Raw genomic sequence first — 15,459 nt, forward strand, 5'->3', positions numbered from 1 at the left:
TGAATGACCGAAGCGGTAATCACCGGGCTGGGTCCCGTAGCGCTAAACGGTCTCGGTAAAGATCGGTTCTGGGAAGCCCTTAGGAATGGAAAGGCAGGGATTTGTCCAGTAGTCCATTCCCAAGGGGATAGACACTCAAGGGAAATCGCTGGCCGGATTCCACGAAGCTGGATCTTGGAGAGAGACTCGTACTCCCATTTCAACGGTGCTTCCTGGCGCACTAAGTTGATTGTGGCTGCTGCACGCCTGGCTCTTCAGGACGCAGGGCTTACTCAAACGGAGTATTCCTCCTGCCGTGCCAGCGTCATCATGGGCGCGAGCAACATTGATATGGAGGTCACTGAGAGAGAACTCGCCGTTTATATGGAATCGGGTGCCGCGTGTCCTACGGGCATTGCCTCGGCTTCACCTCATGCAGCGGCTAGTGAAATTGCCCGGGAATTGAACTGTTCTGGGACGGTCCTCACCTTCACTGTCGCCTGTTCGTCCGGGTTAGTGAGTATTATTGCTGCAGTGGAGTCAATCCTGAGGGGCGAATCGGACTTGGTACTGGCGGGAGGGGGGGACGCCTCTGTGACTCCGTTTTTCGTCAACTCATTGTGTGCTACAGGTGTTCATCCGTCCAACTCAGGGAACGGTTCGGCGATGGCCAGCAAACCGTTTGATGCTCAGCGTGAAGGTGGTGTACTTACTGAAGGCGCCGGAGTGGTCTTGGTGGAGAGTCTTGAACATGCTCGTCAGCGCGGAGCACACATCTATGCTCGAGTAACGGGTTGGGGTATTGCCAATGCGACATCACCCAAGTTACTAAGGGAGGCGTTTGCGTCCGCAATGGAGCAGTCCTTGGCTAGGGCAGGACTTAGTCCAGGTATGATCGATTATGTTTCCGCCCATGCTCCCGGAATTCAACTGTCGGACAGGCTGGAAGTGCAAGCGATCAAGGACGTATTTGGAGTGCAAGCTTACAATTTGGCGGTTGGCTCAATCAAGTCCATGATCGGTAATCCGATGGCGGCCTCGGGCCCCCTTCAAGTCATTGCAGCAGCCCAAAGTATAGAACACGGATACCTACCACCCACCACCAATTACCAACATCCCGATCCGCACTGTGATCTGGATTTTGTACCCAACCTAGGAAGAGTGGCCCGAATCCGCAAGGTAATGGTCAACTCTTCCGGTATTGGGGGTTGTATAGCATCCCTGATAGTGACCAAAGTCAATCCTGGGTCGAGATAACGTTATGGATAGTCTTACCCTAATACCGACATTTGTCGGTCTGACATCGGCAGCGCTGGGCTTGACAGCGGTGACCTTTTTGTATCTAGGTGTTACCGTCTTCAGGAGAAATCCTCAGTCCCTTTTGCACCGCATTTTTTTGGCGTTGTCTTTGAACGCTTCTCTTTGGGTTTTTGCCGTTCTAATGATTTCCTTAGTTGAAGAATACCAGACCCTCGTGTTTTGGATGAGGTTTGCACACGCCGTTGCGTCAATTGTTCCGTGTTTTGTCATCGCCTTAGTGTACACCTTTGAAACTGACAGAAAATACCCGAAGGCAAAGGTGTTTGGTATTTTTGTCTTGGGGCTGATTCTGGGGGTCTTAAGCATGACCCCGGCAATCATCAGCGATGTAGCATACCCCCTTGAAGAAAAGAATCTGGTCTACGGCAACTGGTTCGTCCTGTATCCGCTGTTCTTTAGTGGGGTCATAGCCTTCGCTCTGTACAAACTATTGCGTTTATTACGAAAAACACGTGGAATAGCTCGGCTGCAACTGCGATACTTTTTTGGAGGTCTCCTGGCTTCTTTCATTATAGGCAGCTTGGCAAACCTTTTTCTCCCTTGGATCGGCCTGACAAGCGTGGCTATTCGAAATCTGGGGCCACTATCCATTATGGTTGCCATATCCATGATTACCTATGCGATTCTGCGCTACCGCCTGATGGACATTCGTTTGGCTTTCGGCACCGGTCTCACTTACGGATTTGCTGTTGTCATCCTGTTCGTCGTGACCGCCTTGCCGGCCTATGTAATGGAAACCGTTTTCAATGTCCGGATGGAGGCCTTGTTTTACTATTACATAATATTTGTGGCGGGCACGGTCGTTATCCTTTTCCGGCCGTTGAGAAACGGGCTGGAGTCTTTGGTCCACCGCTTTTACCACCGTAGAGCATACGACTACTTCAACGCCTTACTCGCTGCCAACAAGACGACCGTTACCATTCTTGACCGGGATAGGCTCTTGAAATTCCTGATTGACAAGTGGGTAAGCACCATCGGCATCGTCGGCGTCGTCTTTTTCCTCAGGGGGCTCGACGGCCGCTTCATTCCGGTGGCCGAAAGGCGCCCGCCGGCGCACGCCCCTGAAGACAATGGCAAGGCCCGCACGCAGGCGGAAGTGGAGCACGCGGTCAAAGAGGGTCACGCCCTTGAAGACGATAGTGAGGCCCGCACGCCGGGCCGGGCGCTCATATCTCATCTGGAGGAGCACGGGGACGTGCTTCTTTTTACCGACTTAAGAGGTCTTGCCCCACGGGAGAAGGGGCAGTTGCTTGCCCGGCAAATGGCCGCACTCCGAGCCGAGGCCGCGGTTCCGGTGATCATAGATGGGCGGCTGGAAGGGATATTCTTTCTGGGATCCAAGATCTCGGGCGAACCCTATTCGCAGGAAGACGTGAAGCTGCTGGCCACGCTGGTGTCGCAAGTCGCCATTTCTTTGAAAAACGCGCAGCTCTACCAGGAAGTACTGGTAATGAAACGGTACTTGGAGAACGTGCTGGAAAACATAGGCAACGGCTTAATTGCGGTTGATTGGTCGGGCACTATCACCACCTTTAACAGCGCCGCCGAGAGGTTGACCGGAATATCCGCCGGAGAGGCACTGGGGAAAAAGGCGGACGAGGTCCTTGACCCGGCGATAAGCGGGCTGATAGTCCAGGCGATGGAGACCGCCGAAGCGAAGAGTAAAGTGGAATTGGAGCTTCAGGCCGGGGAGGCCGTCCGCTTCGTTTCCTGCAGCACGGCGGTGGTGGAGGCGCCGGAGAGTGGGCGGCGCGGCGCGATTCTAGTGATGAGCGACGTTACGCAGGTCAAGGAACTGGAACGTGAGAAAAGCCAGATCGAGCGGCTGGCGTCCCTGGGTCAGGTGGCGGCCGGCATAGCGCACGAGATCAAAAACCCGCTGGTTTCGATCAAAACATTTGCGGAGCTTTTGCCGGAGAAGTATGAAAACCCGGAGTTTCGCCTTGATTTCTCCCGCATCGTCAGTCAGGAAATTGAACGGATCAATAACCTGGTGACGGAGCTTCTGAGTTTCACCCGCAGTTCCCGGCTGCAGTGTGAAGAGGTCGACGCCGAAGCCCTTATGGACGAGGTGCTGCTTTTGTTGTCGCCCCAGATGGACAGGCAGAATGTTCGTGTGAAAAGACAATATGACCCCGGAGTGCGCCCTCTCTGGGCGGATAAGAACCAGTTGAAGCAAGCGTTTCTTAACGTTTGCCTGAATGGCATCCAGGCTATGACCGGCGGGGGCGAACTTAGGATATCCATCCTTGCCGAATCCGGCAGGGATCACACAGGTAAAGATATTGCCCCGGGAGGAAAGGTGAAGATCGTTGTCGAAGATACAGGAGTGGGTATTTCTGCCAAGGAAAAAGACCGAGTTTTCGACCCGTTTTTCACCACCAAGCCCGAAGGTGTGGGCATCGGGTTGAGCATCAGTCACAAAATCGTGGTCGACCATGGGGGGACCATCCAGATCAGAAGCAGGCAGGGGGAGGGCGCAACCTTTGAAATTTGCCTTCCGGTTGCCGGTTAGGCGGTTTTCTCAGCGGATAAAACCAGCGCAACAGTCTGCCGAGACGGGGGAGAGGGAATCGACTTGAAGATGGTGCTCGTCGTTTCCAAAAACAACGGCAGCCTCGGGGCAATCAGGGGCCTTATTCCGGAGCGGTATACCCTGATGGATGCCGACATGGGGTCCGAGGGGATGCATTTGCTGCGCAGCATCATTACGGGGGTGGTGCTGGTGGACGCCGCCGCCCCCGGCGTTTTGCCCTGGATTGAGGAAGCAGAGCGGTTGAGGCCGGATCTCACCTACATCGGGGTTACCGACAGCCCCAATCCGGACCGGACCCTGTCGCAGCGCTTCTATGATCTTCTTCAGCCTCCCTTCACGTCGGTCCGGCTGGACCGCGCTCTGGCCCGGGCCTGGGAAAGAACGGAACTTGCTTTCGTGGCGCGAAGCCTGAAAAAACCGGCCGACCGCAGGGAACACCCCGCTCATATCAGGCCCGCGGTCCCAAACAGGCAGCGAGGGCGCGTGTGTGAACTATCCAAGGTGCTGAACAACAGCCTGAACCAAGACCGTCTCCTGGAGCTTTTCCTGGACGCCGTTGCGGGACTGGCTCCCGTGGGGAAGATGTCCGTACTGCTGGCGGACGAGAGCGGCGGAGAATATCGGGTCCGCAAACAAAGGGGTCTGGCCCCGGAGTTCTGCTCCAAACTGCGGTTCGACTCCTCTCGGGGACTTATTGCCTGGTTGGCCGCCGAGGGGCGCCTCCTCCGCGTTGGAGAAACCAACGGCGAAAACCTGCTTTTCACCACCGAAGCCTTACAAGAGATGCAACTTCTGCAGGCCGTGGTGAGCGTACCGCTGTCGGCTCACGGGCGGTTGATCGGCGCCCTGAACCTGGGGCCCAAGGTAACCGGCGCCGAGTACGGCGACGAAGAATTGGAGACTCTCTATATCCTTTCCGGAAATGTAGCCGTGGCTCTGCAGGATATCGATTTGCATCATCGGCTCCAGCACCAAAAATCGTACATCGAGAGCATCCTCCGGCGTATGAACAGTGGGGTCGTGGCTATCAATTGTGAAGAACGGGTTATTACCTTCAACAGCCGTGCTCAGGAAATACTGAAGTTGGATCCGGAACAGGTGCTGGGCCGGGACTTGCGTTCCCTGCCGAGCCCCTTGGGCGATTTGCTCTACGACACCATGTCCACGGCCCGGACTTACGATAGGGAGGAAGTTCAGCTGGCGCGCGGGCGCGTTCCCCTGGAGGTCAGCATTTACCAGCTGGTTAACGGCACCGCTGTCCTGGGAAGCGTCATGATCCTTGATGACATCTCCGAGCGCAAACAGCTCGAAATGGAACGGCGCCAAGCCGATCAACTTGATGTGCTGAACAAATTCGTCGGCCAACTGGCGCACGAGATAAAGAACCCGATGGTGGCCATTCAGACCTTTTCGGAACTCCTGCCTGAGAAGTACGAAGATGGTGACTTCAGGGACTTTTTCACACGGACGGTGCGCCAAGAGGTCAAGCGGTTGAACGAGTTGGTGGAACAACTAATCGCCTTTTCGTCACCCTTATCATATAAGTTTGTTGTTTGCGAGATCCACGAGGTCCTTCGGCTGGGAGTCTCACTATTAAGGGAGCAGGGCAAGGGAACCGATATGACTGTAGAGGCGGCATACTGTGAAGAACTGTTGTACGTCAGGGCCGACCGAATTCTGCTGGCGAGAGCGTTTTCCTACCTGCTGAATTCATTTCTACCCAATGAACAAGGGGGGAGTATACACATTAAGACCGTTGGCGACCAAAGTCTTTTCAGTCATGGTGGTGTTGTCATTGCCTTTCGAAGCTTAGGAATCAGCGTGGCTGGTGAAGAACCGGAGAATATGTTTAATCCACTTCGCGTCATCAGGAATAGCCACATTTCTCTTGAATTGCCGGTAAGCCGGAAAATTATCGAGGATCACGGGGGCCGGATTAAGGCGTCATTGACAAAAAGCAAAGGACTTGAGTTCTCCGTCTCAATGCCCACAATTGCCCAATGAAGGTGGTGGAGGGGTTGGCAAAGCCATCTAAGATACTGGTGGTGGATGATGAATTGGGCCCCAGGGAAGCACTGAGGCTGATCCTGCAGGATCACTACGAAATCGCCACGGCGCAAAACGGCCATCAGGCACTGGATCACCTTTCAGATCGGGAATTTGACCTGGTGATCATGGATATCAGGATGCCTGGCATCAACGGTATCGACCTGCTCGCGGAGGCCAAGAAGAAGGCCCCGGACACGGAGGTGGTGATGATCACCGCCTATGCCTCGGTGGAAACGGCTGCCAGCGCCTTGAGGCACGGCGCCCTGGACTATCTCATCAAGCCTTTTGACCGCAAGTCGGTTATGGAAGTGGTGCAAAAGGGACTTTCGCGCCGCGCCGAATCCCGCAAGATCAAGGGCCGGCTGGAAGAACTGCAACTGGCGAACCAGGCTCTGAGGCACGAGATTGAGCGGGCTTCCATCAACATCCAGCGGCACTACCTGGAAACGGTACGCTCCCTGGTGGCGGCCATCGATGCCAAGGACTCGTACACCAAGTCCCACCAGGAAAGAGTGGTCATGTTCGCCATGCTCCTGGGGGCCGAATTGGGTCTTTCGGCCAGAGAAATCGGACTGATCCAACAGGCCGCGGTGTTGCACGACATCGGCAAAATCGGAGTACCCGAGCAGATTCTCCTGAAGAAAGAGTTTCTGACTATAGAGGAGTATGACATCATTAAGCAGCATCCGGTGATCGGGGCGGAGATTATTTCTCCAGTGCAGTTCCTGAGCGAAGTGGTACCGATCGTGCTGCATCATCACGAGCGGTTTGACGGGAACGGTTACCCTGACGGGCTCAAGGGGCTGGTGATTCCCGTGGGCGCCAGGATTCTGGCGGTTGCGGACGCAGTGGACGCGATGCTCTCCGAACGGCCCTATGCCCCGGCAAAATCGGTGGCCAAGGTGCAAGAGCAACTGCGCCTTTGCTCAGGTACCCAGTTCGACCCCCAACTGGTCAAAATAGCGCTGAAGATAGACCTTCCGTCCAGGCGCATCATCTAGTAGGAAAGAAATTGATTTGAGCGCGAGCAGGGGGCGGCGTGGCCCCCTGCTCTCTCTCCGGCTGGTCCGTATCAGTCCGGCGGCCGCGGCCGCCGGTGCGGGAAATCGGCACGCAATCGCAGCGCAATCAAGGAATACTCCCTCTAGGTTTTCCGGTCCAGGCGGAAGCGGCTCACCAGGGCGCCCAGTTCGTCCGCCTGGCGCGCCAGCTCCTGGGACGCGCTGGTGAGTTCTTCCATCGCGGAAGAGACTTCTTCCACGGAGGCGGCCAGGTTCTGGGTGGCGCTGCTGGTCTGCTTGCTGCCCTGGGCGATCTTCTCGATCATTTCGATGTTTTCCCTGACCGCCTTGACGATCTCCTTGAAGGCGTCGCCGGCCTGCCGGGCGGTTTCCACCCCCTGAGCAACGGCGGTGGCGGTGGCGTCCGTGCTGCTGCTCACCGCCTGCATTCCGCGTCCGATCTCGGCGACGATTTGCGAAATCTCCTTGGCGGCTCCGGCCGACTGCTCGGCCAGCTTGCGCACCTCCTCGGCCACGACCGCGAAGCCGCGGCCCTGTTCCCCGGCCCGGGCGGCCTCGATGGCGGCGTTTAAGGCCAGCAAGTTGGTTTGGTCGGCGATGTCGGTGATCACCCTGGTGATCTGAGAAACCTTGCCCGTCCTCTGCTCCAGTTCCTTGGTGCTCGCGGTGATCCGTTTCGTGGCCTCCTGGGTGGATTCAATGGTTTTCACCGACTGAAAGACGTGTTTGTTTCCGCCGAGGGCGGCGTGCTTCATTTTTTCAGCCAATTGCACCAGAGCCTGCGTCCCGGCCAAGTCCTGTTCGGCGGTGGCGGCCACCTGGGTGGTGCTATTGGCCACCTGGTCCATCACCGAGGAAACCTCCTCGCTGGAGGCCGAGATCTCCTGGCTCTGGGCCGCGAGGTTCGTACTGCTCTCGCCCACGCGGGTCACGAGTCCCCGGAGGGCATCGACCATCCGGTTGAAGGCCGCGGCCAGCTCGCCGATTTCGTCGGTGCTTTTGGTCTCCATGCGGCGGGTCAGGTCGCCCTCGCCCACCTTGTTGGCCTCCTCGATCATCCGGCGCAACGGGGCGGTGAGCCGCACGGCGAACCATCCGGCGACGACCAGGCCGACCAGGAGCACCGCTCCGCCCACGATCAGGGTGCCGTTGCGGATGGCCGCGAGCGGCGCCAGGAGTTCACGCTCGTCGACCACGGCGGCTATTGCCCAACCCTGGCCCTGGTAGTTCCCGAATCCGTCCAGCGGGGCGAAACCCGCCTGCCTCGGCACTCCGCGGAAGGTGTAGGCGGCCGTGCCGGCCTCGCCGCGGATCATTCGTTCACCGGCCTCCGCCAGTTCGGGCACGCCCAGCTGCCGGACGTCGTCCTTGAGAATCATCTCTTTGTCCGGGTGGGCGATGATGATCCCCTGGGAGTCGATCATGTAGGCGTAGGCCGAGGGTCTGCCGACAGCTTCCGATTTTTCGGCGTAGCCGTCAATGATTCTCCAGATCGTATTGTCGAGGTTCAGCCGGGCCACGACGGCGCCGCTGAACGCACCGGCGTCGTCGTACATGGGGGCGGCGAAGTTGACGATGGGCACGCCCAGGTCCCGCGACATACGGATGCTCGAGATGTGCACCTTCCCGTCGCGGGCTTCCTGGAACCAGCCCAGGTCGCTCTTGTCGTCGCCGGTGATGCCGCCGGTGTCGGCGATCTGGAGGCCCGCGGCGTCGGTGACGGAAATGGTGTGGTAGCCGTCGTAGGCTTCAAGATACGTGCGCAGTGCCGCCGTCTTTTCGGCCGCGGGTACTCCCGGGTTCCGCAGCGCGGGGTGTCTGGCCATCATTTCCACGTCCGCGCGGCGCTGGTCCAGGAGTAAGTCGACCAGTTCGCCGTGCGCCTTGGCACTTGTTACGAGATCCTGATGCAAAAGTCCGTAGATTCCGGTACCGGCCTGACGGTAGGACAGCCATCCGGCACAAGCCACCGCCAGGGCCAGGAGCAGCATTATTACCAAGGTAAGTTTCACCCGAAGCCGCATTCTAAGCTTTCTCACAAAAGGGCACCCGCCTTTGTCTTGTTGTTTTTTTGCACGGAAACACTCACTTCTGTCGCCCGCACGGACGCCGCCGACAAAAGTCCTTGGATCGGCCGCGACGCGGCAGTCACGGGGTATCTGCCCTGGCGGGGCGACCCTTTCGTACACCCCTCCCTCGTTTCTAGAATCCGCCGGTCCCACCCGTGCAAGGAAAGTCTCCCCAGAACTTATTATCGGCGACCGGGGGCAACGACTTAAATCAATCGTTTTGCGGCGCGGCAAAGGTGAATAGGGTATGGATATTGGAAACTGGAGAATCCTCAGGAGAGATTTTCAAGTACAGTGCCCGAAAGTGCACGAGCGGTTGCGGTCGGCTGCGGTCCGCCAGTCAGGGGTAAATCCAGACCGCTTCCTTTTGCACCGAATCGGGAAACCCGCCGGCCTTCTTGAGCATGGCCTCCCATTCGGACTGCTTGTACACCAACAAATCGGCCGGAACCGGAAGGACGGTGGTGTCGAATTCCAGCCCCCGTTTTTCAAACGGCCGGTCGGTGTCGGCCACGATCACCACCAGATCGAGATCACTGCCCACGCCCCATGCGCCGCGCGCGTATGAGCCGAAATAACCCACGCGCACCACGTCGCGGCGGTCCGCGGCCACCGCTTTAGCCCACCGCCGTACCGCTACGTCTACCCGGGACGCATCAGGCCATTTCAATATGGACGAACTCAATAATCTCACGGGCATAGGCCAGCGCCTCCTTGCTCTGCAGTGCGCCGTAATGTTCGAACGGTGCGCCTTCCGGGTGTCCGTTCGGGTAGCGCGTGGGGATGTAGTACCCGTCCAGGACGCGGGCTTTGTCTACCAGAGCGGCGTCCACCACTACCGCTCTGGGGAGATCGCGCAGCAGCCGGGCAACCACGTGGCCCCGGGCCTCCTGGCCCAGATGCAGGTGCAAAGCCTTGACGGCCTTTTCGGCCGCCTGGTGAGCGGCGAAACAAGCCCACTCGTGGCGACGCATCTGTCGGGAATCCTCAGCCTGCTCCAGGTCCCGCAATGCCTGCTTGAACCAGTCCGGCGCACGGTTAGCCATCAGTTCTCCCCCTTGTTTTTAGCCAAGCTTACCCTAATTAGGAGACCTTTGTAAAGCTAATAAGCCTGCTCACACGGAGCAGGGTTAAGTGGGTCCAGCAAACACAAAGCGCCACAAACAGCCGTAGCCGGCTTGCTGGAGTTCAAAAAGAAATGGATAAATAAAGCCTTTGGAAGGGATTGTCTTCCTGGACGCAGAAATGAAGAATCAGGTAATTATTTGTAGCAAAATGGGAGATAAGCTATGCTGGCCACCGTCCATTCCGTGGCGCTTTCCGGAATCGAGGGACATATCGTCAAGGTCGAGGTCGACGTGGCCACCGGACTGCCGGGCTGGGAGATCGTCGGGCTTCCCGGGGGTGCGGTCCGTGAGAGCAAGGACCGGGTCCGGGCGGCGATTCGCAATGCCGGCTACGAGTTTCCCCCGCGTAAAATAACCGTGAACCTGGCTCCCGCCGATTTCAAAAAAGAAGGGCCGGCGTACGACCTGCCGATCGCTCTTGGTGTGCTTGTCGGAAGCAAACAGGTACCGGCCGGACTGGACGCCGGCTTTGTGTTTTTAGGGGAACTTTCCCTGGACGGGAGCGTCCGTGGAGTGCACGGCGTCCTCCCCGCGGTGGTGGCGGCGGTTGACGCCGGTTTCCGGCGGCTGATCGTGCCCGAGGCCAACGCGGGCGAAGCCGCGCTGGTGGACCAGGCCGAGATCTTCCCGGTGCGGGACATCGCGCAGGTATTGCGCTTTTTGGCCGGGGATGAAGAAATCGACCCATACCAAGTGGATCTGGATGCTTTGTTGAAACAACAAGGCGGCGGGCATCCGGATTTCGCCGACGTTAAGGGCCAGCCCACCGCCAAGCGGGCCCTGGAGGTGGCGGCCGCCGGCGGGCACAATGTGCTGCTGTTGGGCAGTCCCGGCGCGGGGAAGACGATGCTGGCGCGCTGCCTGCCCGGAATCATGCCGGACATGGATTTCGCCGAAGCATTGGAAGTAACAATGCTTTACAGCCTGTCCGGCTTGCTGGAATCGGGGGAAGTACTCGTCACCCGCCGGCCGTTCCGGGCGCCGCACCACACCACCTCCTCGGCGGCGATGGTCGGCGGCGGCCGGACGCCGCGGCCCGGGGAAATCAGCCTCGCCCACCGGGGGGTGCTATTCCTGGATGAGTTTCCGGAGTTCAAGCGCGAAGCACTGGAGGCGTTGCGCCAACCCTTGGAGGACGGCGTGATCACGGTGTCACGCGTCGCCGGTTCCTGTTGTTTCCCGGCCCGCATCATGCTGGTGGCGGCGATGAATCCGTGTCCTTGCGGCTTTTTCGGCGATTCGCGAAAGGAGTGCGCCTGCACGCCCCATCAGATCCAGCGGTACATCGGCCGCGTCTCGGGGCCGCTTTTGGACCGCATGGACATTCAACTGGAGATCCCCCGCCCCGAATTCCAAGACCTCAGCGCGGAGGCCGGAGTCGTGGAATCGCCCCGGATCAAGGAAAGGGTGGAGGCGGCCCGGGAGATTCAGCGCGCCCGCTTTTCCGGTCCAACCCGCAGCAACGCCCAGATGACGGCCAAGGAGCTCCGCCGGCACTGCCGCCTCACGCGCGAGGCCAGGGAATTGTTCGGGCAGGCGTTTGGCATGCTGGAACTCAGCGCCCGGGCCCACGACCGCATTCTCAGAATGGCCCGCACCATCGCCGACCTGGACGGCGCCCAGACCATCGACAGCCGGCACATCGGCGAGGCCGTGCAGTACCGTTCTCTGGATCGCAAGTACTGGCGCTAGGCGACCGCTGCAAAACCAGAACCCGGACAAAGAATCGTGCGGGCCAATGAGGAAGCTCTGGCCACCTATCTTGGACAGCGCAGTGTTACGTTGGAGAAAAGCAGTCAGGGAATTTCGGGGTTATCTTAATGAAGCCCGAAATGCTTTAAGCCTTGTCCCGGACATCAATCCTGCGCAGCACACTTAAAAATTTCTTCACCAATGCCGGGTCAAATTGGGTGCCGGCGCACCGCTTGAGTTCTTTGACGGCTTCCTTCCGGGACATGGTCTTGCGGTACGGACGGCCGTTGGTCATGGTGTCGTAGGCGTCGGCAATAGCCAGGATCCGGCAGGCCAGAGGGATCTCTTCCCCGCTCAGGCCGAGCGGGTAACCCTGTCCGTTCCACCACTCGTGGTGTTTGAGGATCCAGTCGGCAATAGGGGCGAGGTCGGGTGCGGACATCGCAATGCGGTGGCCGATCTCCGAGTGCCGGCGCATTTCGGCGAACTCCTCCGCGTCCAGGGGCCCCTCCTTATGGAGAATGCGGTCCGAGAGACCCACCTTACCGATGTCGTGGAACTGCACCAGCAGCCGTAGATCGGTCCGGGTGCGCTCCGGCAAGCCCAAGGACTTGACCAGCATCGTCACCAGCTGCTGCAGGCGGTCGTAGTGTCCCTCCGCCACACATCCCCGCGCCTCAAGCGCCTTCTTCAGCGTTTGCATGATGGCGCTGCGGGCGCTCTGGCCGCGGTGCAGCTTTTCGCGGTACATTTCGTTGTCGGCTCTCCGAAACAGGTCGTTCATGTCGAAGGGCGGAGCGTTGCTCACCGCAAATCCCACCGACAGGCTCAGCGGCACTTCGGAATGAGACTCATTGCGCAAGTCTATGGCGGAGGCGATTTTGCGGCAGGCCTTCTGAACGATCGTTTCGGTCACGTTCGGCAGCAACACCGCAAACTCATCGCCACCGATGCGCGACAATACGTCGTTGCCGCGAAACGAGCCTCTGAGCACCTCGGCTGCCGCCCTAAGCAGACGGTCGCCGGCGGCGTGACCGAGCGTATCGTTGACCAGCTTAAGGCCGTCGACGTCGCACAGAATCAATCCCACCGACTTATAGCGGGAGCGGGCGATACGGTGCAGTTCCTCATTGAAATAAGACCGGTTGTAAAGCCCGGTAAGAGAGTCGTGGATACTTAGGTGGCGCAAGCGTTCTTCGGCCTGCTTGCGTTCGGTGATGTCGCGGATCACGGCGATCACTTGGTCCTCCGACAGGGGAAGGTACCTTCCTTCGAAAAACTGTTGTCGGCCGTTGGATAGGAATGAATACTCAACGCTGACCACAGATTTCGTCCGGAGTACGTGCCTGATCGCAGCACGTGATCGACGGCCGATGGCGGGAGGCAAGACATCCTGGACATTCTGTCCCAGGAGGGAATCCGACCCGCCTTCGGTGGACGCCCCGGGTACGAAAAGGCTCGACTGCGTCCCGGTCTGATAGTCTAAAAGGGTGCCTTCCGCGTCAAATCGAAAGTACAAATCGGGTAGGGCTTTGAAAACCGCTTCCAGCTCCGCGCTTTTCTGAAGCAAAAGGCTTTCGCTGCGCTTGCGGTTCGTGATGTCCACGGCCATGCAGAAGACCTCGGCCACCCCATGGGGGCCGGCCACGGGGATCAAGGTCGTCAATAACCAGCATTCGTTGTCCCCGCGCCATAAAACCAGCTCCAGGGGCGGGGTCGGTTCGCCGGTCTTCCAGACGGCGGTCAAAGCGCTGTCCACCTGGTCGGCCGGCTGTGCGGCCTGCAAGAGAACTCCCGCCGGAGGGGCGTCGGTATGGCGGGCGATACCGAAAACCCGCTCCGCTTCCCGGTTCCATTGCGTGAGGCGTCCCTGACGGTCAAACCCGAACACGGCGACCAGCGGGCTGTTTTCGATCACCAGCTTGAAGCACTCGTGGGCTCTCTGGACCTCTGCCTGCGTGTGGTGCAGTTCAGTCATTTCGAAAAAACACGACTGTATCCTGTGCCGATCTTCATAATGTTGAACCTCTCTCACAGGCTGCTGTTTATCGCACGCGAAAACGGCCGTCCAAGGCCGGAGCGGGGCTTGAACGGCGCCCGGCTGCGTTTTTTCATAACACGGGGCTCTTGGAGCTTATAAGGCGTGAACGTGGCTATGAATAAAACGGGTTACTATTCGCTTTTTCCCCGGTAAATCCTGCAGGTTGGGGAATATTTTTGATAAAAAAAGAAGATGGGAATTCCCGCGCCGATTTTTAACCGGGAAGGACATCAAACGGGATGGCAGAATTATTTAGTGATGGGGAGTCGACGCCCTGATGCGCGTTGATGAAGGAGATGAGGTTTTTTGCCCGGAGGACCGTTAAAGGCCGTGATATTCGATCTCGACGGCACGCTTACCCCGGTGGGCAGTGTGTGGCAGCACATCCACGAGCGCCTCGGCACCTGGGACGAGGGCGGCCTCGCCTCCCTGAACGCTTTCTTAGCCGGCCGGATCAACTACCTGGAGTTCGCCGTGCGAGATGCGGCTCTGTGGAAGGGTGTCCCACGGGAGCGGCTCGAAGAGATCGTCGGTGAGATCCCCCTGCGCCGGGGGGCCCGGGAAACTGTCGAAGCCTTGAGGCGGGAAGGGTACCGTCTGGCACTCTTGTCGTCCGGGTTGGACGTGCTGGCCCACCGGGTGGCGGAGCGGCTGGGATTTGAAATCTGCATTAGCAACCGTCTCGGGTTCACCGACGGCGCACTGGACGGGCGGGTGTCGATTCACGTGACGTGGGACGGCAAACCGCGGCATCTCCCCGGAATCTGCCGCCTGTTCGGGGTGCGGCCCTCGGAGACGGCGGCCATCGGCGACAGTGCCGGTGACGCCTTTTTGTTCCCGGAAGTGGGCTTGAGCGTCGCTTTCAACGCCGGTCCCGCAGTGGCGGCCAAGGCCGATTATGCGGTGGAGGACGACGACCTGCGGGCGTTGCTGCCCCTGTTCACCCCGCGCGGGCCGGTGAACCGGGGATTCCAGGCAAAGGCCTGAAATCCCAAGAATCTGGAACCCATCCATCAGAAGTAGATGCTGCCGGAACCGACGGAGATACAGGGAGTCAGGAATCCGGGAGACTGGAAAATGATTCGGCCCTGCGCCGCATTCGGATTCCAGGTTTCGTTTCCTTCAAGGTCAGTCCGATGTTCTTCGGGAAGGGGCGTAAGCGCATGCGCCTTTTTACCCTTGAGGTGCGCAGCAGCCAGCGCGAGGAACTCATCAATGTCACCGGAGAAGTGCGTGCCGCCGTGAGCCGGAGCGGGGTGAGCGAGGGACTTTGTCACCTCTGGGTTCCGCACACCACGGCCGCCGTTTGCGTGAATGAGGCCGCCGACCCCTCAGTAGTCAGGGACATCCTGAACCATCTCCGGCAGGCGGTGCCCGAACGGGGCGACTACCGCCACCTGGAGGGCAATTCGGACGCCCACATCAAGTCGGTTCTGGTGGGCGCGGGGGAGACGATTCCGGTACAGGCCGGACAACTGGTCTTGGGCACCTGGCAGGGGGTCTTCTTCTGCGAGTTCGACGGGCCGCGCACTCGGCGGCTGCACGTAAAGGTCACCGCCGGGTGAGGCCGGTGGCGCGACGGAGTCACCGTGAAGGGAACCGGTCGCGATTTGGTTGCGGACAG

11 protein-coding genes and 1 pseudogene are annotated in these 15,459 nt (G+C 59.1%); 8 read left to right on the forward strand and 4 right to left on the reverse strand.

Annotated elements, in window-relative coordinates; genetic code table 11:
* Positions 1 to 3 precede the first annotated feature (3 nt).
* From AB1402_00225 to AB1402_00245, 5 genes and pseudogenes are all read left to right on the forward strand, one after another.
* Complete coding sequence (locus tag AB1402_00225) at positions 4 to 1,236, forward strand: beta-ketoacyl-[acyl-carrier-protein] synthase family protein (GenBank protein MEW6540031.1); 1,233 nt, start codon at positions 4 to 6, stop codon at positions 1,234 to 1,236.
* Between the two features lie 4 nt (positions 1,237 to 1,240).
* Positions 1,241 to 1,888, forward strand: a pseudogene (locus tag AB1402_00230) (histidine kinase N-terminal 7TM domain-containing protein).
* Between the two features lie 18 nt (positions 1,889 to 1,906).
* Positions 1,907 to 3,814 (forward strand): ATP-binding protein, encoded by a 1,908-nt coding sequence (locus AB1402_00235; protein ID MEW6540032.1) that lies wholly within the window; start codon positions 1,907 to 1,909, stop codon positions 3,812 to 3,814.
* A 69-nt stretch (positions 3,815 to 3,883) separates the two neighbouring features.
* Entirely contained in the window at positions 3,884 to 5,839 is a 1,956-nt protein-coding gene (locus AB1402_00240) for a histidine kinase dimerization/phospho-acceptor domain-containing protein (GenBank protein ID MEW6540033.1), read from the forward strand.
* A gap of 14 nt (positions 5,840 to 5,853) precedes the next feature.
* Positions 5,854 to 6,885, forward strand: a complete 1,032-nt coding sequence (locus tag AB1402_00245) for an HD domain-containing phosphohydrolase (GenBank protein ID MEW6540034.1) — start codon at positions 5,854 to 5,856, stop codon at positions 6,883 to 6,885.
* Positions 6,886 to 7,028: 143 nt separating this feature from the next.
* Here AB1402_00245 and AB1402_00250 read toward each other — a convergent pair whose 3' ends face one another.
* From AB1402_00250 to AB1402_00260, 3 genes are all read right to left on the reverse strand, one after another.
* Positions 7,029 to 8,945 carry a methyl-accepting chemotaxis protein gene (locus tag AB1402_00250; GenBank protein ID MEW6540035.1) on the reverse strand — a complete coding sequence of 639 codons (1,917 nt, stop codon included), beginning with the start codon at positions 8,943 to 8,945 and terminating at the stop codon, positions 7,029 to 7,031.
* Positions 8,946 to 9,315: 370 nt separating this feature from the next.
* A complete protein-coding gene (locus tag AB1402_00255) occupies positions 9,316 to 9,675 on the reverse strand; it encodes a nucleotidyltransferase domain-containing protein (GenBank protein ID MEW6540036.1) in 360 nt (119 codons plus the stop codon).
* Positions 9,632 to 10,021: a HEPN domain-containing protein gene (locus AB1402_00260; GenBank protein MEW6540037.1), complete on the reverse strand. Its 390-nt coding sequence runs from the start codon at positions 10,019 to 10,021 to the stop codon at positions 9,632 to 9,634. The genes AB1402_00255 and AB1402_00260 overlap by 44 nt, the downstream gene beginning before the upstream one ends.
* 243 nt (positions 10,022 to 10,264) lie before the next feature.
* On the opposite strand from AB1402_00260, the gene AB1402_00265 reads away from it, so the two are divergent.
* Complete coding sequence (locus tag AB1402_00265; protein MEW6540038.1) at positions 10,265 to 11,794, forward strand: YifB family Mg chelatase-like AAA ATPase; 1,530 nt, start codon at positions 10,265 to 10,267, stop codon at positions 11,792 to 11,794.
* A 145-nt stretch (positions 11,795 to 11,939) separates the two neighbouring features.
* On the opposite strand, the gene AB1402_00270 is transcribed toward AB1402_00265, so the two are convergent.
* Complete coding sequence (locus AB1402_00270) at positions 11,940 to 13,772, reverse strand: diguanylate cyclase (GenBank protein ID MEW6540039.1); 1,833 nt, start codon at positions 13,770 to 13,772, stop codon at positions 11,940 to 11,942.
* A gap of 369 nt (positions 13,773 to 14,141) precedes the next feature.
* Between AB1402_00270 and AB1402_00275 the strand changes: the two genes are divergently transcribed.
* Together AB1402_00275 and AB1402_00280 are read left to right on the forward strand one after the other, a co-directional pair.
* Positions 14,142 to 14,822 (forward strand): HAD family phosphatase, encoded by a 681-nt coding sequence (locus tag AB1402_00275; protein MEW6540040.1) that lies wholly within the window; start codon positions 14,142 to 14,144, stop codon positions 14,820 to 14,822.
* A gap of 176 nt (positions 14,823 to 14,998) precedes the next feature.
* Entirely contained in the window at positions 14,999 to 15,400 is a 402-nt protein-coding gene (locus AB1402_00280) for a secondary thiamine-phosphate synthase enzyme YjbQ (protein ID MEW6540041.1), read from the forward strand.
* Positions 15,401 to 15,459: the final 59 nt, after the last annotated feature.

The organism is Bacillota bacterium, from assembly GCA_040757205.1.
Taxonomy (GTDB): Bacteria; Bacillota; Desulfotomaculia; order Desulfotomaculales; family Desulforudaceae; genus Desulforudis.